The 20,804-nt window shown below is 70.1% G+C and carries 18 protein-coding genes; 12 read left to right on the top strand and 6 right to left on the bottom strand.

Annotation, left to right across the window (positions count from 1 at the left end; genetic code table 11):
* The first annotated feature begins 52 nt into the window (after window positions 1–52).
* Window positions 53–811 carry an SGNH/GDSL hydrolase family protein gene (locus AB0F17_RS27205; protein ID WP_358028035.1) on the top strand — a complete coding sequence of 253 codons (759 nt, stop codon included), beginning with the start codon at window positions 53–55 and terminating at the stop codon, window positions 809–811.
* Window positions 812–1,172: 361 nt separating this feature from the next.
* Window positions 1,173–4,394 carry a BTAD domain-containing putative transcriptional regulator gene (locus AB0F17_RS27200; protein WP_358028033.1) on the top strand — a complete coding sequence of 1,074 codons (3,222 nt, stop codon included), beginning with the start codon at window positions 1,173–1,175 and terminating at the stop codon, window positions 4,392–4,394.
* On the opposite strand, the gene AB0F17_RS27195 is transcribed toward AB0F17_RS27200, so the two are convergent.
* Both AB0F17_RS27195 and AB0F17_RS27190 read right to left on the bottom strand, forming a co-directional pair.
* The gene (locus AB0F17_RS27195) at window positions 4,382–5,635 is read right to left on the bottom strand and encodes a serine hydrolase domain-containing protein (protein WP_358028031.1); all 1,254 of its coding nucleotides are present in this window, start codon (window positions 5,633–5,635) and stop codon (window positions 4,382–4,384) included. The genes AB0F17_RS27200 and AB0F17_RS27195 overlap by 13 nt on opposite strands.
* A 258-nt stretch (window positions 5,636–5,893) precedes the next feature.
* A complete protein-coding gene (locus AB0F17_RS27190; RefSeq protein ID WP_358028028.1) occupies window positions 5,894–6,175 on the bottom strand; it encodes a hypothetical protein in 282 nt (93 codons plus the stop codon).
* Window positions 6,176–6,255: 80 nt separating this feature from the next.
* Here AB0F17_RS27190 and AB0F17_RS27185 point away from each other — a divergent pair, with 80 nt between their 5' ends.
* The 3 genes from AB0F17_RS27185 to AB0F17_RS27175 all read left to right on the top strand — a co-directional run bounded on the left by AB0F17_RS27185 (window position 6,256) and on the right by AB0F17_RS27175 (window position 9,500).
* Window positions 6,256–7,023 (top strand): gluconate 2-dehydrogenase subunit 3 family protein, encoded by a 768-nt coding sequence (locus tag AB0F17_RS27185; protein ID WP_358028026.1) that lies wholly within the window; start codon window positions 6,256–6,258, stop codon window positions 7,021–7,023.
* On the top strand, window positions 7,024–8,781 hold the full coding sequence (locus tag AB0F17_RS27180; RefSeq protein WP_358028024.1) for a GMC family oxidoreductase: 1,758 nt from the start codon (window positions 7,024–7,026) through the stop codon (window positions 8,779–8,781).
* Between the two features lie 113 nt (window positions 8,782–8,894).
* Window positions 8,895–9,500 (top strand): TetR/AcrR family transcriptional regulator, encoded by a 606-nt coding sequence (locus tag AB0F17_RS27175; RefSeq protein WP_358028021.1) that lies wholly within the window; start codon window positions 8,895–8,897, stop codon window positions 9,498–9,500.
* A 111-nt stretch (window positions 9,501–9,611) separates the two neighbouring features.
* Here AB0F17_RS27175 and AB0F17_RS27170 read toward each other — a convergent pair whose 3' ends face one another.
* Window positions 9,612–11,582 carry an ATP-dependent DNA helicase gene (locus AB0F17_RS27170; protein ID WP_358028019.1) on the bottom strand — a complete coding sequence of 657 codons (1,971 nt, stop codon included), beginning with the start codon at window positions 11,580–11,582 and terminating at the stop codon, window positions 9,612–9,614.
* A gap of 250 nt (window positions 11,583–11,832) precedes the next feature.
* On the opposite strand from AB0F17_RS27170, the gene AB0F17_RS27165 reads away from it, so the two are divergent.
* Window positions 11,833–12,996 (top strand): hypothetical protein, encoded by a 1,164-nt coding sequence (locus tag AB0F17_RS27165; protein ID WP_358028017.1) that lies wholly within the window; start codon window positions 11,833–11,835, stop codon window positions 12,994–12,996.
* 63 nt (window positions 12,997–13,059) lie between these two features.
* Window positions 13,060–14,631 carry a Na+/H+ antiporter gene (locus AB0F17_RS27160; RefSeq protein WP_358028014.1) on the top strand — a complete coding sequence of 524 codons (1,572 nt, stop codon included), beginning with the start codon at window positions 13,060–13,062 and terminating at the stop codon, window positions 14,629–14,631.
* On the opposite strand, the gene AB0F17_RS27155 is transcribed toward AB0F17_RS27160, so the two are convergent.
* Window positions 14,628–14,885: a UBP-type zinc finger domain-containing protein gene (locus AB0F17_RS27155; RefSeq protein WP_358028012.1), complete on the bottom strand. Its 258-nt coding sequence runs from the start codon at window positions 14,883–14,885 to the stop codon at window positions 14,628–14,630. The genes AB0F17_RS27160 and AB0F17_RS27155 overlap by 4 nt on opposite strands.
* 99 nt (window positions 14,886–14,984) lie before the next feature.
* Between AB0F17_RS27155 and AB0F17_RS27150 the strand changes: the two genes are divergently transcribed.
* The 5 genes from AB0F17_RS27150 (at window position 14,985) to AB0F17_RS27130 (ending at window position 16,988) form a co-directional block, all read left to right on the top strand.
* Window positions 14,985–15,374, top strand: a complete 390-nt coding sequence (locus AB0F17_RS27150) for a hypothetical protein (protein WP_358028009.1) — start codon at window positions 14,985–14,987, stop codon at window positions 15,372–15,374.
* Window positions 15,375–15,419: 45 nt separating this feature from the next.
* Complete coding sequence (locus AB0F17_RS27145) at window positions 15,420–15,746, top strand: DUF202 domain-containing protein (protein WP_358028006.1); 327 nt, start codon at window positions 15,420–15,422, stop codon at window positions 15,744–15,746.
* Window positions 15,747–15,753: 7 nt separating this feature from the next.
* Entirely contained in the window at window positions 15,754–16,083 is a 330-nt protein-coding gene (locus tag AB0F17_RS27140; RefSeq protein ID WP_358028004.1) for a DUF202 domain-containing protein, read from the top strand.
* 52 nt (window positions 16,084–16,135) lie between these two features.
* Entirely contained in the window at window positions 16,136–16,444 is a 309-nt protein-coding gene (locus AB0F17_RS27135) for a hypothetical protein (RefSeq protein ID WP_358028001.1), read from the top strand.
* A 160-nt stretch (window positions 16,445–16,604) separates the two neighbouring features.
* Complete coding sequence (locus AB0F17_RS27130; RefSeq protein WP_358027998.1) at window positions 16,605–16,988, top strand: hypothetical protein; 384 nt, start codon at window positions 16,605–16,607, stop codon at window positions 16,986–16,988.
* A gap of 69 nt (window positions 16,989–17,057) precedes the next feature.
* On the opposite strand, the gene AB0F17_RS27125 is transcribed toward AB0F17_RS27130, so the two are convergent.
* Together AB0F17_RS27125 and AB0F17_RS27120 are read right to left on the bottom strand one after the other, a co-directional pair.
* A complete protein-coding gene (locus AB0F17_RS27125) occupies window positions 17,058–18,902 on the bottom strand; it encodes an ABC transporter ATP-binding protein (RefSeq protein WP_358027995.1) in 1,845 nt (614 codons plus the stop codon).
* On the bottom strand, window positions 18,899–20,695 hold the full coding sequence (locus AB0F17_RS27120) for an ABC transporter ATP-binding protein (protein WP_358027992.1): 1,797 nt from the start codon (window positions 20,693–20,695) through the stop codon (window positions 18,899–18,901). The genes AB0F17_RS27125 and AB0F17_RS27120 overlap by 4 nt, the downstream gene beginning before the upstream one ends.
* Between the last annotated feature and the right edge of the window lie 109 nt (window positions 20,696–20,804).

Raw genomic sequence — 20,804 nt, 5'->3', positions numbered from 1 at the left:
TACAGTCGGATGTCCTGACGCACCACGGCACGGCGGAGATGAGCAGCAGGTCATGAGGCAATACGACTCATTCGTCGCTCTTGGTGACAGCTTTACCGAAGGACTGAACGACCCCGGCACGAACGGCCACTACCGTGGCTGGGCCGACCGGGTGGCCGAGCGGCTGGCGGCCGACAACCCGTCCTTCCGCTACGCGAACCTGGCCGTACGCGGCAGGCTGCTCGACCAGATCGTCACCGAGCAGGTGCCGATCGCCGTCGAGATGGCGCCCGACCTGGTCAGCCTGTGCGCGGGCGGCAACGACCTGCTCCGGCCGGGCAGCGACCCCGACGTGATGGCCAAGCGGCTCGCCCGCGCCGTGCGCGAGCTGCGGGCCAGTGGCGCCGACGTGCTGCTGTTCACCGGCGTCGACCCGCGTGACACGCCGGTGATGCGGCGGCTGCGCGGCCGGTTCGCCATCTTCTACCTGCACATCCGCTCCATCGCCGACCTGTACGGGTGCCGGCTCGTCGACCAGTGGTCCATGCAGGGGCTGCGGGACTGGCGGGCGTGGAGCGAGGACCGGCTGCACATGAACCAGGACGGGCACCGGCTGGTGGCCGCCCGGGTCCTGGACGTGCTGGGCGTGCCGTTCGACGACTGGCAGAAGGCGTGGCCCGAGCGCACCCTCGACCCCCGTGCCAGGCGCCGCGAGGACGCCCAGTGGATCCGCGAGCACCTGGTGCCGTGGGTGTCCCGCCGCCTGCGCGGCGCCTCCTCCGGCGACGGCCTCGACCCGAAACGCCCCGAGCTCACCCCGTGGGCGCTCTGACCCGTACGTCTCCGCCCCGAAGGTGGGCCCCGACCCGCCCAGGGTCGGGCCGGTCCGGCGGCCGGGTCCCGCCCCGCAGGCTGCTCCGGTCCTAAGGGGGGTCCCGGTAACAATCGCGGAAAATCCAACAGATATACCCCCGACCTGGTGTTACTCGTCCTTTGAGCAGGTCAGGCGGGATTGATGGTCATCGCTGCTCCGCAGCGGATGCGGGTTCCGCCCGTTCGCTGCCGAGCTCGGGGGCCTCGTGGTGAGGGTTCTTCGGCCAAGGGGAACTCGACGGCGATGCACGAAGCAAAGGGTGTAGGCGTGGTAAGTGGAGATCCCGGCGCTGGGGTTGTTCTCTGACAGACTCCTGGCCATGGCAAATGCGGTCGAGTCGTGCGGCGATAGTGGACGGGTGCGCGTCGGCGTCCTCGGCTCCCTGGTGCTGGACACCGCTGCCGGCCCGACGCGGGTCGGGGGCGCGCGGCTACGGGCGTTGCTGGCCCGGCTGGCGCTGGACGCCGGGCGTGCCGTCCGGCCGGCGACCTTGGTCGAGGCGCTGTGGGGCGAGGCGGCACCGGACGCCCCCCTGCACGCGCTGCAATCGCTGGTGTCCCGGTTGCGGCGCGTCCTGGGCGACCCCACGCTGCTCACCTCGGGCCCGGCCGGGTACCGGCTGGCCGCCGAGCCGGACGCAGTCGACGCCGTCCGGTTCGAGCGGCTGGCCCGCGCGGGTCGGCGCCGGCACGCGCAGTCCCGGCCCGCCGAGGCTGCCGCCACCTTGCGCGAAGCCCTGAGCCTGTGGCGCGGCCCGGCCTTGGCGGACGTACGGCAGGCGCCGTTCGCCGCCGCCGAGGCCGAACGGCTTGAGCGGGCCCGGCTGGCCACCCTGGAGGACCGGGTCGAAGCCGAGCTTGTGCTCGGCGCCGACCTCGACCTGGTCGCCGAACTCGAATCGCTGACCGCCGCGCACCCGTTGCGCGAACGGCTGCACGCCCAGCTGATCCGGGCCCTGGCGCTGAACGGTCGCGGAGCCGAGGCGCTGGCCGCCTACCAGCGGATCCGCGGCCTGCTTGCGGACAGTTTCGGCAGCGATCCCGGGCCGCAACTCCAGGAGGCCCACCTGGCGGTGTTGCGCGGTGAACTTCCCCGTCCCCGGCGATCGCCCGGCAACCTGGACGTCCCGCTCACCAGCTTCGTAGGCCGCGATGACGACGTTCGCCGCGTAGTCGGACTGCTCGGTCGAGTTCGGCTGGTCACCCTGGTCGGTCCCGGAGGAGCGGGCAAAACCCGGCTGGCCAACACCATCGGCCGGCAGCTCACGCCATCCGGCGGGGTGTGGTTCGTCCCGCTGGCCCCGGTCAGCGCGGACGACGTGCCCCGTGCGGTGCTCGACGTGTTGCGGGTGCGCGAAGAGGGCGTACCGTCACGGCCTGTCACCCCGCAGGAGGTCCTGGACCACCTGGCGGAGACACTCACGGACGACGACCTGGTGCTGGTGCTGGACAACTGCGAGCACGCGATCGAGGCCGCCGCGGCGCTCGCCGGGGCCCTGCTCGGCCGGTCCCCGAGGCTGCGGGTGCTGGCTACCAGCCGGGAACCCCTGCGGATCGACGGCGAGACCTTGCATCCGGTACTGCCACTGGAGCTGCCGGAACCGGGGTCGACGGTCGAGCGGACCCGCGCCTGCCCGGCGGTCCGGCTGTTCCGCGACCGGGCCGCCGCGGTGCGGCCGGGCTTCACTTTGGAAGGCAGCACGCTGACGGCGGCGGTGGAGATCTGTCGCCGCCTGGACGGCCTGCCGCTGGCGATCGAGCTGGCGGCGGCACGGTTGCGGGCCCTGCCGGTAGAGGTGGTCGCGGCACGGCTGGACGACCGCTTCCGGCTGCTCACCGCGGGCAGCCGCACCGCATTTCCGCGACACCGGACCCTGCGCGCGGCGGTGGCCTGGAGCTGGGACCTGCTCGACACCGACGAGCGAGCGCTGCTCGAACGGCTGGCGGTCGTGACCGGCACCTTCACCGAGGACGCGGCGGAAGCGATCGGCCGGTTGGGCGACGTCCGGGAACTCCTGGCGGCGTTGGTCGACAAGTCCCTGCTACACCCGGCCGAGCCTGCCGACCCGCTCGAGCCGCGCTACCGCGTGCTGGAGACCATCCGGGAGTACGGCCTCGAGCAACTGACCCGGCGTGACGAAGTCGATGTCGTACGCGGGAGGCACGCCAGGTTCTTTCTTCAGCTGGCCGAGACGGCGGATTCGTACCTGCGCACATCCGACCAACTGCGCTGGCTGGTCCGCCTGTCCGCAGAACGGGACAACCTGTCGGCCGCGATCCGCTGGGCGGTCGAGTCCGGCGACGCGGACCTGGCGGTCCGGTTCGGTGTCGCGCTGTGCTGGTTCTGGTTCATGCGGGACCACCCGCCGGAGTCGCTGGACCTGCTCGGCCGGGTGCTCCAGGCTCGCGGCTCGACCGAGCCGCAGGCACGCGCGCTGGTGGTCGCCGCGCACGCGCTCGCCACCACTGAGGCCATCAGCCGACCGGAGGAGTCGCAAGCGGCCTTCGATCGGATCAAGAAGGCGCTGGAGCGCGTCGCCCCCGGCACCCACCCCATTCTGGAGATGGCCCGGTTGGCACTCGCCGTAGGCTCGGGACACGATCGAAGCGCACCGGACATGCTCAGTACCCCGGATGAGCGAACGGATCCCTGGAGCCGATCGTTGGCTCTGCTGGTTCCAGGCGTGCTGGCCATGAACATCGGGCACGCCTCCGAGGCGACGCACTTGTTGTCGCGCGCGCTGACCGGCTTCGAGGAACTCGGCGAGCGATGGGGCCTGGGGATCACGCTGAGCACCCTGAATTCGGCCTTGCAGCGGGCCGGCGACCCGGCCGGTGCGCTGGGGCTGGCCGAGCGGGCCAGCCGGTACTTCCAGGAACTCGGCATGCCCGAGCACACGATGGAGAGCGAGGTGGCGGCCGCACTGCATCTGGCCCAAGCCGGCGACGTGGATGGCGGGCGGCGGCAGCTGACGTACTTGCTGGACCAGGCCGAGCGGACCGGGTCGGCGGAGTCGCAAGCTCAGGTGCGCCTGGGCCTGGCGCGACTGGAGTGGCGGGCCGGGCGGCCGGGGCCGGCCCGCGAACATGCCCGGGCCGGCTTGGCCGAGGCGCCACCCGGCCGGTCGACCCCGCACCTGGCCGCCTTGCTGCTGGGCGTGCTCGCCCAAGTGGACGTCGCGGAGGGTTTCCCGGACAAGGCGCTACGCCGGCTCGACCACCCGGCGGTGCACCTGACACTGACCTGGCATACGCCGGTCGCGGCCTCGATCGCGGCCGTGGTCGCCGCGATCGAGCAGCGCCGCGATCGGTCGAAGCAGGCGGGACGGCTGCTCGGAGCCGCCACCCTGCTGCGGGGCTGGGACGATCTCGGCGACCTCGACGTACGGATGGTCACACAGCGGGCCACTGCTGCCCTGGGCGCTGACGGGTTCGCGGCCGCGCACGCCGCGGGCGCGGCGATGTCGCGGGCCGAGGCCGAAGGCCTGGTGTCCGCGATCATCACCGCACCCGCGGCCGGCCGCACCGGTCAGTCAGCGTGAGCCGTGGTCGGCACGGGCTTGCCGAACATCGTGCAGGTCACGGCAGTCTGGAGCGCGTGGGCGGCCTTGGCGATCTTCGGGTCGGCCTCGAACTCGGCCCAGAACTCCGTCGAGATCAGGACGGTCGCCGTGCGGCCGCCGGTACGGTCAGCAAGGTTGGAGGTCAGGTAGCCGGGCATGCCGCCGTCGTGACCCCACAACGTGCCGCACGGGCTGGCACCGGTCTGGATTCCCAGCCCGTAGCCAGGCCCGTCCGGCTGCCGTGAGTCCACCGGCACCGTGATGCGCATCTGTGCCATCTGGGCGGCGGGCAGCAACTTGCCGGACATCAACGCGGTGTAGAACCGGGACCAGTCCTGCGTGGTGGACACCACCGCCCCGGCCGCCCCGCCCCACCCGGGGTCGTTGTCGGAGACGTTCACATGACCGTGGTGGCGCGGCCCGGCGAAGTGCCTGAACTCGGCCGGCACACTCGGCGGCATGTGGGCGGCATCCAGCTCGTAGCCGTGGGCATGAGAGGCACGCCAGGTGGAGTCCGCAGCGTAGTAGGTGTGTTTGAGGCGGAGCGGTCGGGCGATCCGGTCCCGGACCAGATCGGCCAGGCTCACCCCGGTGACCCGCTCCAGGACGGCGCCGATGGCGGCGTAGCCGGTGCTGCTGTACGACCATTTCGTGCCCGGTGCGAACAGCGGATCGTGCTTCACCCCCACAGCGAGCAGCTTCGCCGAGGTCCAACGCCGCCGATCTTTGCCGAGCATCGAGGGCCGGACCGCGGTGTCCTCGGTGTAGTCGAACAGGCCGCTGGTGTGGTTCAGCAGCATGCGCAACGTGATCGCCTTGCCGTTGGGCACTTTGCCCGGCAGCCACTTCTCCACCGGGTCAGTCAGGGCGAGCTTGCCCTCGGCGACCAGTTGCAGCACGAGCGTGGCCACCATGGTCTTGGTGTTGGACCCCATCCGGAACTCGTCCCCCACCTTGAGCAGGTGATCCCGTTTGGCCCATGTGGCCTGCTCGACGATCTCGACCGGCCGGCCGCGACCGTCGTCGACCCGCACGATCACGCCGGGCGCACCGGCTTCCACCAGCTTTCGCGCCAACTGCTGTAGCTGAGCGCGCTGCGCCTTGGCGCCACTCCGCGCCGCGAACGGCGTGGCCGCGGCGGCAGCCGGGAACGCCGTGGCCACGGCCAGACTCACGGCCAGCGCCGAAGCTGTGAGCGTGCGCAGCCAACGTGGCCACACCGCACGATCAGACGAACAATCACGTTGGGACATTGACCCGTTCCTCCGGGTGATAGGTGACGCGGACGACCTCACCCTCCAACCCGCCGCTCACAAACCGCACACAGCACGCTCGCAGCCACCCGACCGGCATCGCCCTGGACCCAGCACGCCACCGCCGCGGGGGAGTGGCGGCCTGCCGGGCCCAATCCTGCGATTACTGACAGTTACTTTGGGGCTGGTTGCATGGACCCGAGCTGGGGCCTGATCGGGAGCCCGTCACCGCAGATCAGAAGCTACTTCGTTGGATTTTCCGCCATTGCTACCGGGACCCCCCTCCGGCCATCTCAGCAACGGCCCGTCGATTCGCACGGAGGCGGCGGTTAGGGCGATCTTGCGCAGAAAGTTAATCCGAAATAACATATTGGATTGTGGGGCCGGAGCTCCCCATGCGGGTGTGTGCGTGACGGCGTCCGGAGATTCGATCCACGAGGCTTCCTCGTGGTGCCCGCCGAGATCGTTGGCGAGGTCCTGGACGCACGCATCGTCGAACAGGAACACAGCTCGATCCGTTGATTGCGCTCACCGCAGCCGGCGCGTGGACACAGGCAACGAGGGATGACACGGACCAAGGAGTGGACATGGCCAAGAGGCCAGATGAGGATCCCGCCCCGGAGGGGCGGCGAGGGCCGTCGCGGCGCGGCCTGCTGACCGGTGCCGGGGGAGTGGTCGCCGGTGGCGCCATCGGCGTCGGGGTCACGCTGGCGACGGGCGGGCAGACCCAGGTGCGGGAGGTGGCGATCACCGCGCCCTCTCCGCTGCGGGTGTTGAGCGACGCCGAGGCGGCGACCGTGACGGCGATGGCGGAACGGGTCTTTCCCGCCGACGAGCAGGGACCCGGCGCGACCGAGGCCGGAGTGACGTCCTACATCGACAGCCGGCTGGCCGGGGGTTGGGGCAATGGTGACCGGCTCTACCTGCGGGGGCCGTTTCACGAGCCGGAGCACGGGGGGCACGGCTACCAGCTCCCGCTCACGCCGTGTGAGGTCTACAAGCACGTCCTGCCGCGGATCGATGCGTACTGCCGTCAGAAGGTCGACGGCAGGGCGTTCACCCGACTGTCCGCCGATCAACAGGACAAAGTGCTGACCTCGATGGAGAAGGGCGAGATCGACCTGGGATTGGCCGGTGGTGAGCACGGGTTCACCTCCGCCTCGTTCTTCGCGATGTTCGTGAAGAACGTCACCGAGGGTCTGTTCTCCGACCCGAGTCACGGGGGCAACCGCAAGATGATCGGCTGGCGCTGGCTCGGCTTTCCCGGCGACCCCATGGCGTACGGCGACCGGTACTTCGAACAGATCGGCCGCTGGAACAAGCCGTACAACGTGGCTCCGAAGGGAGTGCAGTAGATGACCCGGACAACGGTGTTGCCCAAGGTCGACGCGGTCTGTGTCGGGGTGGGCTGGGCGGGCGGGATCCTCGCCGCAGAGCTGACGAAAGCCGGAATGACCGTGGTGGGTCTGGAACGCGGCGGGCATCGCGGCACCGAGGACTTCGCCCACGGCCACGACGAGATCCGCTACGCGGTCGATCGCGTCCTCGCGCAAGACGTGGCGGCCGAGACGTGGACGCTCCGGCACGACCTGCGCGAGCGCGCCCTGCCGATCCGCCGCATGGGCTCCTTCGCCCCGGCCTCCGGCGTCGGCGGCTCCGGGGTCTCCTGGGCGGGGCAGACCTGGCGCTTCAACCCGCGCGATTTCGAGCTGCGCAGCCGCACGGTCGAACGGTACGGAGCGAAGGCCATCCCCGCCGACATGTCCATCCAGGACTGGGGGATCACCTACGACGACCTGGAGCCGTACTACGACCAGTTCGAGTACATGGCCGGCATCACCGGCAAAGCAGGAAACCTCAAGGGTAAGAAGATGCCCGGCGGCAACCCGTTCGAAGGCCCGCGCCGCCGGGACTTCCCTTTGCCGCCCCAGATCGAGTCATACGCCGGAGCCGTGTTCCGCGAGGCAGCCACGAAACTGGGCTACACGCCCTTCCCCGGGCCCGCGGCGGCGCTGTCGAAGCCGTACACCAACCCGGCCGGGATCTCCCGCCCGTCCTGCACCTACTGCGGTTTCACCGGGCACTTCGGCTGCGAGATCGGCGCCAAGAGCGACCCGACCGTGACCGTCATCCCCCAGGCGATGAAGAGTGGCCGGTTCGAGCTGCGCACGAACACCAACGTGATCGAGATCCTGCACGATGGCAAGCAGGCCACGGGCGTGCGCTATTACGACGCTTCCGGCGCCGTGCGCGAGCAGCCCGCCGACATCGTCCTGCTCACCGCTTTCACGCTCAACAACTGCCGGCTGCTGCTGCTGTCCAAGATGGGCACGCCCTATGACCCCGTCACCGGCGAGGGTGTCATCGGCAAGAACTACTGTTACCAGTCCGACGGGGCCGGCGCCTACGCCTACTTCGAGGACAAGGACTTCAAGCCGTACATGACCGCGTGCGGAAACGCGACCGCCATCGACGACCTGAACGGCGACAACTTCGACCACGCCGGCCTGGGCTTCATCGGCGGCGGCCTGGTGAAGGTCGGCAGTAACCCGGCGCTGCCCGTCACCGGGGTCCTGGCGCCGCCTGGCACGCCGGCGTGGGGGCTGGAGTGGAAACGGGCGATCCGCAAGTACTACACGCACTCGCTGATCATCGGCGCCCAGGGCGAGAGCCCCGCCTATCGTGGTCACTACCTGGACCTCGACCCGACCTACCGGGACGCCTACGGCCTGCCGCTGCTGCGCATCACGTTCGACTGGCAGCCCAACGAACGCAAGATGGTCGCCTACCTGGGCGAGAAGCTGAAAGAGATCGCGGGCGTCATGGGCGCCGACTTCACCATGGGCGGCGGCGTTCTGCCCGACCACTACGACGCGGCGCCGTACCAATCCACGCACAACACCGGCGGCGTGATCACGGGGCCCGATCCGCGTACCTCGGCCATCAACAGCTACCTGCAGATGTGGGACTTCTCCAACGTGTTCGTGGTCGGCGCGTCGGCCTTCCCTCAGAACGCCGGCTACAACCCGACCGGCACGGTCGGCGCGCTCGCCTACCGCGCTGCCGACGCCATCGTTGGCAAGTACCGCAAGAACCCGGGGCCGCTGGTGTAGCCCGAAGGGCATGATCACTACCCGTGCGATTGGTTGGTAACGTCACATCCATGGCTGAGCAGCGAACAGCGCGTCGCGGAGGGCGTCCGCCGGGACGGACGCCACGGAGGGAGATGCTCATCGATGCGGCGCTCGACCTGTTCCACAAGTTCGGATACCGCAACACGTCTACGAAGGACGTGGGAGCGGCGGCGGGCATCAGCGGCCCGGCGCTCTACCGGCACTTCGCCAACAAGGAAGATCTACTGACCGCCGTGCTCGACGTCTTCCCGCAGTTCATGGAGACCGCCGCGGCCGAGGCCCCCGCCCTGCCGCCCGCTGATGCGCTGGAATACCTGCTCGACAGCTACGCGGCCTTCAGCGTGCAGCGGCCCGGCCTGTCCATGATCTGGCTGGAGGAGCGCCGTAACCTGTCCGACGACGTGCGCGAGCGCATCGGCGGGGTGCACCAGGTCTACATCTGGATGTGGACGGACACGGTTGCGGCGATGCGGCCCGAGCTCTCCCGGGCTGAGGCTCACATCCTCGCCCAGCTCGCCATCGGGCTGATGACGTCGGTCACGTTTCTTCATCTCGATCCCCGCCACCCCGACCAGGTCGTCCCGGAAGGGCTTCAGCGGCTGCTGGTGGGGGCCGGGCGCCGCACGGTTCTCCACACGCCGGTCGCCGACCTGCGCGCCGCGGCCAGCTCCTCTCGTTCACCCGACACCGGTCCTTGACCAGGTGTCTCTCGGCCCCCTTTCGGACCCGCAGCGAACGTAGGCGAGCCTCGTGGGCGGGCCCGCCGCAGTGCGGGCTGGGCCCGAACGCGTACCCGGCTCAGGGGCGGGTCAGTCTTCCGTTGACAGGCGTTTGAGTGCCGCTCGCGGGATCGCCGGGTCCGTGGTGCGCCAGAACGGTGGCAGGGAGCCCAGCAGGAAGCTGCTGTAGCGGGCGGTGGCCAGGCGTGGGTCGAGGACGGCGATGACGCCCTTGTCGTGCTGGGCGCGCAGCAACCGGCCGGCGCCCTGGGCGAGCAGCAGGGCGGCGTGGGTGGCGGCGACCGTCATGAAGCCGTTGCCGCCCTTGGCCGCCACGTGCCGCTGCCGGGCCGAGGTGAGCGGGTCGTCGGGGCGCGGGAACGGGACGCGGTCGATGATGACCAGCGTCAGCGACGGGCCGGGGACGTCGACGCCCTGCCACAGCGACAGCGTGCCGAACAGGCAGGTCGCCTCGTCCTCGGCGAACTGTTTGACCAGCAGCATCGTGGAGTCGTCGCCCTGGCAGAGCAGCGGCACGTCGAGCCGGTCGCGCAGGGCCTCGGTGGCGGCCTTGGCGGCCCGCATCGAGGAGAACAGGCCGAGCGTGCGCCCGCCCGCCGCCTCGATCAGCTCGGCGATCTCGTCGAGGTAGGCCTGGGGCAGCCCGTCACGGCCGGGCTGCGGCAGGTGCTTGGCGACGTACAGGATGCCCGCACGTGGATGGTCGAACGGCGAGCCGACGTCGATGCCCTGCCAGCCCTTGTCGCCCAGCCCCCACTGGCGGGCCAGGCCGTCGAAGGTGCCGCCGAGCGCCAGCGTGGCGGAGGTGAGGACCACCGTGCGGTCGCCGAAGAGCCGGTCGCGGAGCATGCCGCCGACGTTGAGCGGGGCCACCCGCAGCGCGGGCGGTCGGCGGTCGGTGGCGCCTTCCAGCCAGACCACCTCGGCGCGGTCCTCCTCCGAGGCGTGGCCGTAGGCCTCCAGCATGCGCACCGCCGTGTCGTGCACCTCGTCGAGCGCGGTGAAGGCGGCCTTGCGCTGGCCGGCCTTGTCCGGATCGTCCTTGTCGCCGCCGCGTGGGCCGAGCGCCGAGACGCACCGCGCCGAGGTGTCGCGCAGCAGCGCCAGCGTGAGCCCGAGCACCTCGGGCAGCTCGTCGACGCGGCCGGGGGGAGCGGCGGCCAGCAGCGCCTTGAGGTCCTCGGACGCCTCCTGGAGCTGGTCGGCGATCGGCTGCTCGATGAGCCGGCCGACCCGGCGTACGGCGAGGGTGGCCGAGCTCTCCGACAGCTCGGCGGTCACCACCGAGGTCACCCGGTCGACCAGTTCGTGGGCCTCGTCGACGACCACCATGTCGTGCTCGGGCAGGATCGGGATGTCGCCCATCGCGTCGATCGCCAGCAGCGCGTGGTTGGTGACGACCACGTCGACCTCGCCGGCCCGGCTCCTGGCCATCTCGGCGAAGCATTCGGCGCCGCTCGGGCAGCGGGTGGCCCCCAGGCATTCCTGGGCGCTCACCGAGAACTGCCGCCACGCCTGCTCGTTGACCCCGGGCACCAGCTCGTCGCGGTCGCCCGTCTCGGTCTCCTCGGCCCATTCCTGGATGCGCTGGACCATCCGGCCCGTCGCGCCGACCTCGCGCGGGTCGAAGAGCTGGTCCTGCTCGTCGTCCTCGGGCCAGCCCGCCGTCGCCTTGTAGCGGCACAGGTAGTTGCGGCGGCCCTTGAGGATCGCGTACGTCGGCTCGTGCGGCAGCTCCTTGCCGAGCGCCTCGGCCAGCCTCGGCAGGTCGCGGTCCACGAGCTGCCGCTGGAGCGCGATCGTGGCCGTGGAGATGACCACCGGCTTGTCGGCCTCCATGGAGTGCCTGATCGACGGCACCAGATAGGCGAGCGACTTGCCGGTGCCCGTGCCCGCCTGGACCGCCAGATGCTCCTCATCCTCGATGGCCCGTTGCACGGCCTGCACCATCGTGATCTGGCCCCGTCGTTCGCTCCCGCCGAGAGCGTTGACCGCGATGCTGAGCAGTTCTTCGGCTGGGGGCAGATGGGAGTCCGGCACGGCAGTAAACGGTACCGGCAATTGGGGGTCGACGCGCCGAACGCGGTGTGATCGGGTGGACGCATCCTGGCGTTCCCGGCCGCCTTCGGCGGCTCGCGTGGCACACTGAACGATCGGAACTCCAACTAGCCACAAAGATCTACCATGGATGGGGCCAGTGGGGTACCAGGTTAGATGGGGAAAGCCGGTTCAGTAGGGTTTACCGGGGTTGAGTGGACGGATAAAGGCTGGTTAAAGCAGTATGTCTGCCATGTCGGAAGTTGTCCCGTTGCCGTCGTTCGGCGAAGTGTTCTTCGATGCCCGAGGTCAGGAGCGGTGCCTCCGGGTCACGTGGCATGAGGGCACCTTGGTGCTCAGCCTGTGGCGAGGTGAGATGTGCACCGCCAGCTTCCGCATGCCGATGGACGATGTCGGCCGGTTGCTCGACACCCTCGACGACGGGTTCGCCGAGGCCACGGGTGAGCAGCCCGCGGTGCCCGCGCACGACCCGGGCACCGAGGTGATCCCCGGCACCGGCCAGTACCAACGGCCGCGCCAGAGCTCCCCGCCGCCGCATGACGAGCGGCCCACGGCCGCCCTGTCTCCCAACGACGTCCTGGTGGCCAGGGGCGCCCCGCCGCCTCCGGACAAGCTGGTGGCCTCCTACAGCGAGACGACCGGGGCGCGCGACCCCCATGCCCAGCAGCAGTACGGCGAGCGGGCGTCCTTCGGCGCCCCGCAGTACGGCCAGCCGAATCCCCGCGAGCCGTTCAGCGGCCCCCAGTACACCGAGCCCGAGCCGCCCGAGCCGTTCACCGGCCCGCAGTACGCCGTCCCCAGCTCCCCGGAGCCCTACAGCGCCCCCCAGTACACCGGAGACCCGTTCACCGGCCCCCAGCAGTACGCGCAGCCCGCGCCGGTGCAGGACCCCGGCGAGCCCGTCTACCAGATGCCGGGGGACCGCCGCCGTCAGGCGCCCACGTCCACCGACCCGCTCGGCTTCCCTTCCCAGAGCGCCCAGCCGAACCGGCAGCAGCCCGACCCCTTCACCCAGCAGCCGGCTCACGACCTCTACGGCAACCGCGGATACCAGCCGCAACAGCCGCCCCCGGCGCCGATGCCGGACCCGAGCGCCGCCGGGCTCGGCACCCCGATGCACGGCATCCCCGGCGCTGGCAGGCGCCAGGAGCCCATCACCTACCGCGACGCGTACCAGCAGGTGCCCTACCCGTCCACGGACGGCTACCCGGCCTACCAGACCCCGCCCGACGCGGTCGACCCGCTGTTCTCGACGGGCGCCGGCCAGCAGCAGGCCCAGCCCTACCAGACGGGCATGTCCCGCCCCTACGTGGGCGATCCGATGTTCTCCACCGGTGAGCGACTCCGTCCCGACCAGGAGCAGGACGACGACAGGGACCGCCGCAGGGAGTGGTGAGCCGACGCGTCTCCAGGAGCGGTACGCTGCGATCGCGTGCCCGTGCCGACGTGGAGGAGCGCCGTGAACACCACCATGGGCCTGCAGTTGCTGCTGATGGCGGCAGGAGCGGTCGCGGTCTCCGCCGTCGCCCGCCGCAAGGGCTGGCCGGCGCCGCTGCTGCTGGTGGCCGCCGGGCTGCTGGTCTCGCCGCTGGTCCCCGGCGTGCCGCTCGACCCCGATCTCGTGCTGTACGTGTTCCTGCCGCCGCTGCTCTACTCGGCCGCGCTCGACAGCTCCTACCTGCGCCTGCGTGACGTCAAGCGGGCCGTGGCGCTGCTGTCGGTCGGGCTGGTGCTGTTCACCACGGCCGTCATCGGGCTGGTCGTCCACCTGCTGCTGCCGGAGCTGTCGCTGGCGGCGGCGTTCGCGCTGGGCGCCATCATCGCGCCGCCCGACGCCGTGGCCGCCGTCGCGGTCGGCAGGCGGCTCGGCCTGCCGCGCCGGGCGCTGACGATCCTCATCGGCGAGAGCCTGTTCAACGACGCGACCGCGCTGACCCTCTATCGCGTGGCGATCGGCGCGGCCGTGGGCGGCACGGTGGACCTGCTCGAAGGCGTCGGCGAGTTCCTGTACTCGGCGGTGGTCGGGGTGGCGATCGGGCTGGCGCTGGCGTTCCTGTTCGCCTGGGTCTTCCGGCACACCCGTGACTCGCTGGTCGAGAACACGCTGATGCTGCTGATCCCGTTCGCCGCCTACCTGGCCGCCGAGTCGGTGCACGCCTCGGGCGTCATCGCGGTGGTGATCGTCGGGCTCTATCTCGGCAACCAGATGCACCAGCGGGGGTTCGGCACCCGGCTGGTGTCCGACGCGGTGTGGAAGGTGACCGACTTCTTCCTGGAGGCGATCGTCTTCGCGCTGATCGGCCTGCAACTGGTCACCGTGATCAAGGGGATCGGCGGCTACAGCGCGTGGGAGGTCGCCCTGTACGCGGGCGTGGTGTTCCTGGTGACCGTGCTGGCGAGGTTCGTCTGGATGTTCCCGGTCACGTACCTGACCAGGCTGTTCAGAAGGAACGAGCCGGGGCCCGCGCCCTCGCATGTCGTGATCATCAGCTGGGCGGGCATGCGCGGGGTCGTCTCGCTCGCCGCCGCCTTCGCCATCCCGGTCAGCATGCCCAACCGGGATATCCTGCTCTTCCTCACCTTCACCACGGTGATCGGCACGCTGCTCGTCCAGGGCACGACGTTCCCCATGCTGATCAGGCGGCTGCGCGTCTCGAGCGAGCAGGAGCGCTACGAGGACAGGCTGGCCGAGGCGTCGGCGCAGCAGGCCGCGCTCACCGCGGGCCTGGAGGTGCTCGAGCGCCTGGCCGAGATCGAAGGCGAGCCCGACGAGATCCAGAAGCAGGTCATCGATCAGCTCAAGGAGAAGTCGTGGCGGCGCTCGCTGACGGCGTGGGAGCGCCTGGGCGGCGGCACCGCCCAGGGCGGCGCCGAGACGCCCAGCTCCCTCTATCGCCGGTTGCGCCGCGAGATGCTGCAGGCCGAGCGCGAGATGTTCGTCCGGCTACGCGACGAACGCCGCCTCGACGACGAGGTGCTCCGCGAGGTGATGGCCGAGCTCGACTTCGAGGAGGCCATCCTGGAGCGTTAACCCATCGCGTTGTCGACGAAGCACCACTTCCAGGCCTCACCGGGCTCGAACGACTGCATCACCGGGTGGGAGGTGGCGTGGAAGTGCTTGGTGGCGTGTTTGCTGGGCGAGGAGTCGCAGCACCCGATATGACCGCACTCCAGGCAGCGGCGCAGGTGCACCCACCGGCCACCGGCGGCCAGGCACTCCTCGCAGCCTTCGGGCGTGCGCGGAGGCGGGTCGGCTGCCTTGAGAAGATGCTCACACGTTGTCATGGGCAAATCCTAGAACGCCTGCCGCGCTTCCCCGTGCTCGGACCCCTTGGCGCCGGATGACAAGCCGGGGGCGCGAATCCGTTGGGTAGGGTCCCCTGTATGCGTCGCCTCAAAAGCCGGTTCGTGCCCCTCGCAGCCTTCGCCATGTTCGTTCTCGCCGCCGGATGCGGTGAGGTCAACAACACCATCGACAAGGCTCAGTCCTGCCTGGAGGCCCCGAAGATCGTCACCGAGCTGGTCGCCAAGATCGGCGAGCTCAAGGACGACCCCAAGGCCATGGAGAAGGCCCTCGACGACAGCGCCGCCAAGCTCAACGAGGTGGCCGACAAGGCCGCCAACACCACTCTCAAGGAGGCTTCGGACGACCTGGCCAAGACGCTGAGCGGCATCGACGTCAAGGACGTCAACGGCGCCGTCGACGCGGTCCAGAAGGTCGGCACGGAAACCGCCACCTACCTGAAGACGGTCGCCCAGGCCTGCGGCGGCTAACCCCGGCTTCTCTAGGGGGAATATGTGCAAACTAGCGTCGTTCGTATGGATCCTGACCCGCGTTTCACCCTTGCGAACGAGCGCACGTTCCTCACGTGGTTGAGCACCGCGCTGGCACTCAGCGCGGGTGGGGTGGCCATGGCCGCGCTCCCGGACGGTCTGTTCCTCCCGTGGGTGCGCACCGCCCTGGCCGTCGTCCTGGTCACCCTGTCCGCGCTGGCGGCGGGCATGGCCTACCCGCGCTGGCGCAACATCCAGCGCGCGCTGCGCGACAAGACGCCGCTGCCGCCGCCCGCCCTGGCCGCGGTCTTCGGGTACGGAGTGGCGGCGGTCGCGGTGATCGCGCTGGTGGTCATCGTCATGGGAGCCTGATCCGGCCGTGTCCGACGAGATCTGGGACCCCGGGCTGCAGAGCGAGCGGACCCGCCTGGCCTGGGTACGCACCGCCGTGGCCCTGTCGTCCGGCGGCCTGGGCGCGATGGGCCTGTCGGCGCGGCACGGGCTGCCCCCCGCCGCCATCGCCGCGTTCGTGCCGGCCGCGTTCTGCGGTGCCGTGCTGCTGCTCAGGACCAGGATCCGGTTCCGTCGCGTCCAGGAGGCGCTGCACGGCGGCCGGTCCGTGGACGCCGGGCTCGACGCGTTGTTCGCCTGGCTCGGCACGTTCAGCGTGGTAGCCGGAGCGCTCGCGTTCGTGCTGGCTCTCGCGTAAGCGGTTGCGGTTTCCCGACAAATAGGACGACACTCGAAGGAGGGGGTGACTCATGGAAGAAGAGATCAGGAGTCTGCCGTTCGAGTGCCAAGGGTGCTGGTACGTGTGGGAAGAGGAATACCACGTCAGGCACTTCGACGATCGCCACGGCAACGAGCGCGAGATCTGGTTGCGCTCCGGTGTGCCGGTCCCACCGCCTTCGTCGGGGGCCATCTGCCCCAAGTGCGGCTGCCAGCACGCCACGATGTTCCCGGCCGGCTATCTCAGCCGGCATCCGGAGCTGAGATCTCCGGCCGAGCCCGCGCCGCCCGACGCGACGCCCCTGCTCAGTCCGGTTCAGAGACGGGTTTACCCTCTCTAACCTGACAGTAGGTGAGCATTTCATAGCCCTGAGTGTCATAGTGCCGTCTTGTCCGGGTTAAGGGTGGGGCGGACACTCGAAATCGGATGGCGGTACCTGACCGGGGGTGGTCCTGGTGCGTGAAGGGTTCAATACCCAGGAGAGATGGCCTTTCGAGTGCATGCGCTGTTTGCATGTCTGGGAGGAAGAGTACGTCGTCAGGCATCTGACCGACGACTACGGCAACCAGGTCAAGATCTGGCTGCGGGGCGGCGTGACCGTGCAGCCACCGGGTTCGGACATGTGCTGTCCGGGCTGCGGGGCCTACCACGTCACGTCGTTCCCGACAGGCTACCTGTCACGTCACCCCGAGCTGGTGCCCATGCCGGCGCCGGCGCCGGAGCCCGTGACGGAGCTGCCCGCCGTGCCCGACGTGATGGTGCGGGCGCCCATGGTGCGGGCACCCCTCCCCGGACGGCTGCTGCTGGCGGTCGGGCTGCCCGTGGCGCTGTTCGTCGGCTATGAGCTGTACGAGAACATGACGCGCGCGGTGCACCCGCACTGACGGCCGACCGCGGGCGCCCGTAGCCGATCGCTTCGGGCGCCCGCAGCCGACGGCGTCGAGCCGAGGTCGCTAGCTGAGGCTGTCCAGCCAGGCCTGGTGCAGGCCGGCGAAGCGGCCGGAGGCGGCGATGAGCCGGTCCGGCGAGCCGTCCTCGACGATCTCGCCCCGCTCCATGACCAGCACCCGGTCGGCGATCTCCACGGTCGACAGCCGGTGCGCGATGATCAGCGCCGTCCGGTCGGCGAGGATCGTGCGCAGCGCCCGCTGCACCAGCCGCTCGCTCGGCACGTCGAGGCTGGAGGTGGCCTCGTCGAGGATGAGCACCGCGGGATCGGCCAGGAACGCCCTGGCGAAGGCCACCAACTGGCGCTGACCGGCCGACATGCGCCCGCCCCGCTTGCCCACCTCGGTGTCGTAGCCGTCGGGCAGCGCGGCGATGAACTCGTGCGCGCCGATCGCCTTGGCCGCCTCGCGCACCTCGCGCTCGGACGCGCCGGGGCGGCCGAACCTGATGTTGTCGGCGACCGTACCGCTGAACAGGAAGTTCTCCTGCGTCACCATGACCACGGCCTTGCGCAGCGTCGGCTCGTCGAGCTCGCGCAGATCGACGCCGTCGAGCAGGACGCGGCCCGCGGTCGGGTCGTAGAAGCGGGAGATCAGCTTGGCCAGCGTCGTCTTGCCCGCGCCGGTCGAGCCGACCAGCGCGATGCTCTGCCCGGCCGGGATCGTCAGATCCAGCCCCGGCAGGATCGGCCGGTCCTCGACGTAGGCGAACCTGACGCCCTCGAACCTGACCTTGCCGCGGGCCTTGGGCAGCGCCTTGGGCTCGCGCGGCTCCGGCACGGCCGGTTCCTCCTCCAGCACGCCCGACAGCTTCTCCAGCGCGGCGCCCGCCGACTGGAGCGTGTTGTAGAACTGGCTGATCTCCTGCATCGGCTCGTAGAACTGGCGCAGGTAGAGCAGGAAGGCCGCCAGCACGCCGACCGTGACCTCGCCGTGCAGCGCCAGCCAGCCGCCGTAGACCAGCACGCCCGCCACGGTCACGTTGCCGATGAGCTTGATGCCCGGCATGAACACCGCGATGAGGTGCATGCTGCTGGCGTTGGCGCCGCGGTAGTCGTCGTTGAGCTGCTTGAAGATCTCCTGGTTACGCGGCTCGCGGCGGAAGGCCTGTACGGCGCGGATGCCGGTCATCGACTCCACGAAGTGCACGATGACCAGCGCCACCGTCTCCCTGGTCCGCCGGTAGACGATCGCCGACTGGATGCGGAACCACCGGGTGAACAGCAGCAGCAGCGGCAGCGGGATCAGCGCCACCAGGCCCAGGTGGACGTCGAGCACCAGCAGCAGCGCGGCCGTGCCGAACATGGTGAGCACGGCGGTGACCAGGCCGTCGAAGCCCGACTGCAGCAGCTCGGCGATGGCTTCGATGTCGGAGGTGAGCCGCGAGATGACGCGGCCGGAGGTGTACTTCTCGTGGAAGCTCAGCGACAGCCGCTGGAAGTGGTCGAACACCCGCCTGCGCAGCTCCAGCAGGATGTTCTGGCCGATGCGGCCCGACAGTTGCAGGAACACCTGCCGGGTGAGGGCCTGCGTCACCGCCGCCGCCAGGATCACCCCGACGACGGTCAGCAGCGTGCCGGGCCCGGTGCCCTTGAGCATCGGCGGGATGCCCGCGTCGATGCCGACCTTCACCAGGTAGGGGATCGCCAGGCCGGCCAGGTTGGACACGATGATGATGCCGGTGAGCAGGGCGATCGCCTTGCGGTGCGGCGTGAGCAGGTCGCCGAGCAGTCTGCGGGAGCGCTCCCGCAGTAACACCGTCACCGCCTCGGACAGGTCGTCCTGATTCTCGGAGGCGACGCCCCGCCAGTCGGCCGCGCTCGATGCCGTGCTGGTTGTCGTGGTCGTCATCGGAGTGCTCCTTCCGAGGGGTCGAAATCGGCGTCCTGGGCGAGCAGCTCGCGGTATTCGGGCACCTCGTCGAGCAGGTCGTGGTGCCGCCCGACGTGCGTGATCGTGCCGTCCCTGAGCAGCGCCACCTTGTCGGCCAGCAGGACCGTGGAGGCGCGGTGGGCGACCACGATGCCGGTCGCCTCGCGCAGCACGTGCCGCAGCGCCTCCTCCACCAGCGCCTCCGTCTCGACGTCGAGCGCGGACAGCGTGTCGTCGAGGACCAGGATGCGCGGCTTGCTCAGCACGGCCCGCGCCAGCGCCAGGCGCTGCCGCTGGCCGCCGGACAGGGACATGCCCTGCTCGCCGATCCGGGTGTCGAGGCCCCAGGGCAGGTCGTACACGAACATGGCCTGGGCGGTGCGGATGGCGTCGTCGAGCTCCTCCTCGGTGGCGTCGTGGCGGCCGAGCGTGAGGTTCTCGCGCACGCTCATCGAGAACAGCGTCGGCTCCTCGAACGCCGTGGCCACCACCTCACGCAGCGCGGGCAGCGACAGGTCGCGCACGTCGTGTCCGTCGATCGTGACCCGGCCTCCGGTGGGGTCGATCAGCCGGGGTACGAGCGAGGTCATCGTCGTCTTGCCCGAGCCGGTCGCGCCGACGATGGCGACCGTCTCGCCGGGCCGTACCTCGAGCCACACGTCACGGAGCACCGGCTGGTCGGCGCCGGGGAAGCGGAACTCCACGCCCTCGAAGCGCAGGTGGCCGCGCGGCCGCTCGATCGACCCGGTGCCGCCCTCGATGGCCGGGACCGTGTCCATGACCTCCATGACCCGGTCGGCGGAGGTCATCGCCTCCTGGGCCATCGCCAGGATGTAGCCGAGGCTGGCGACCGGCCAGACGAGCTGCAGCATCAGCGTGGTGAACGCGACCAGCGTGCCCAGCGTCATCGAGCCACCGCCCACGGCCAGCGCGCCGAGCAGCAGGACCAGGGCGAGCGTGATGTTGGGGATCACTTCGAGGAAGGTGAAGAAGCGGGCGGACAGCCGCACCTTGTCCATCGAGGTGCCGTAGACCGTGCGCGCCGTGTCGTCGAACTGGTCGAACACGTGGTGCCGGCGGCCGAACGCCTTGATCGTCCGGATGCCGATCGCCGACTCCTCGACGACCGTGGCGAGGTCTCCCTGCTGGTCCTGGACCTGGCGGGAGATCCTGATGTACTTCTTCTCAAAGCGCAGTGACACCAGCACGATCGGCACCGCCGACGCGGCCACCAGCAGCCCGAGCGGCCAGTACATGTTCAGCAGCAGCACCGTCACGGTGGTCAGCTGCAGGATGTTCATGACCAGGAAGAGCATGCCGAAGCCGAGGAAGCGGCGGATCGTGGACAGGTCGGTGGTGGCCCGCGACAGCAGCTGGCCCGACTGCCAGTCGTTGTGGAAGCCCATCGGCAGGCGCTGCAGATGCGCGTAGAGGTCGTCGCGGATCTGGGTCTCCAGCCCGAGGACCGGGCCGGTCTGCGTCCAGCGCCTGAAGAAGATCAGGAACGCTTCGAGTACGCCCACGCCCAGGGCGATGAGCCCGAGGGGGAGCAGGGCGCCGGAGTCGCCGCGCAGCACGGGCCCGTCGACGACCTCCTTGCCCACGAGAGGCAGGGCGATGCTCGCCCCGATGCCGATGACCGCGGCCAGCCAGATGAAGACCAACCTGAGGACGTAGGGGCGGAGATAGGGCTTCATCCGCCACAGTGCGTTGGAGGTGAGCGGCTTGGAGATGGGCAGGGGACGGCGAGGAGAACGCGTATCGGGAGGCATCCCATCCAGGCTAATACGTTGGATCAACCGATTTTCTGGCAGGCACCGCCTGCTCCGTGCGGCCAAAGCGGAACAGTTTTCCAACCGCTTGGCCCATGGAAAGGAGCCC

Origin of the sequence: Nonomuraea sp. NPDC026600, from assembly GCF_040638335.1 — a bacterium.
GTDB lineage: Bacteria > Actinomycetota > Actinomycetes > Streptosporangiales > Streptosporangiaceae > Nonomuraea.
The sequence above is the reverse complement of the archived record's forward strand: the minus strand, read 5'-3'. Positions and strand labels throughout refer to the sequence as shown.

Bases quoted from the DNA above. Each gene is read 5' to 3' on its own strand.
- AB0F17_RS27205 (WP_358028035.1), top strand. From the start codon at position 53: ATGAGGCAATACGACTCATTCGTCGCTCTTGGTGACAGCTTTACCGAA.
- AB0F17_RS27200 (WP_358028033.1), top strand. From the start codon at position 1,173: ATGGCAAATGCGGTCGAGTCGTGCGGCGATAGTGGACGGGTGCGCGTC.
- AB0F17_RS27185 (WP_358028026.1), top strand. From the start codon at position 6,256: ATGGCCAAGAGGCCAGATGAGGATCCCGCCCCGGAGGGGCGGCGAGGG.
- AB0F17_RS27180 (WP_358028024.1), top strand. From the start codon at position 7,024: ATGACCCGGACAACGGTGTTGCCCAAGGTCGACGCGGTCTGTGTCGGG.
- AB0F17_RS27175 (WP_358028021.1), top strand. From the start codon at position 8,895: ATGCTCATCGATGCGGCGCTCGACCTGTTCCACAAGTTCGGATACCGC.
- AB0F17_RS27165 (WP_358028017.1), top strand. From the start codon at position 11,833: ATGTCGGAAGTTGTCCCGTTGCCGTCGTTCGGCGAAGTGTTCTTCGAT.
- AB0F17_RS27155 (WP_358028012.1), bottom strand. From the start codon at position 14,885: ATGACAACGTGTGAGCATCTTCTCAAGGCAGCCGACCCGCCTCCGCGC.
- AB0F17_RS27150 (WP_358028009.1), top strand. From the start codon at position 14,985: ATGCGTCGCCTCAAAAGCCGGTTCGTGCCCCTCGCAGCCTTCGCCATG.
- AB0F17_RS27145 (WP_358028006.1), top strand. From the start codon at position 15,420: ATGGATCCTGACCCGCGTTTCACCCTTGCGAACGAGCGCACGTTCCTC.
- AB0F17_RS27135 (WP_358028001.1), top strand. From the start codon at position 16,136: ATGGAAGAAGAGATCAGGAGTCTGCCGTTCGAGTGCCAAGGGTGCTGG.
- AB0F17_RS27130 (WP_358027998.1), top strand. From the start codon at position 16,605: ATGCGCTGTTTGCATGTCTGGGAGGAAGAGTACGTCGTCAGGCATCTG.
- AB0F17_RS27125 (WP_358027995.1), bottom strand. From the start codon at position 18,902: ATGACGACCACGACAACCAGCACGGCATCGAGCGCGGCCGACTGGCGG.
- AB0F17_RS27120 (WP_358027992.1), bottom strand. From the start codon at position 20,695: ATGCCTCCCGATACGCGTTCTCCTCGCCGTCCCCTGCCCATCTCCAAG.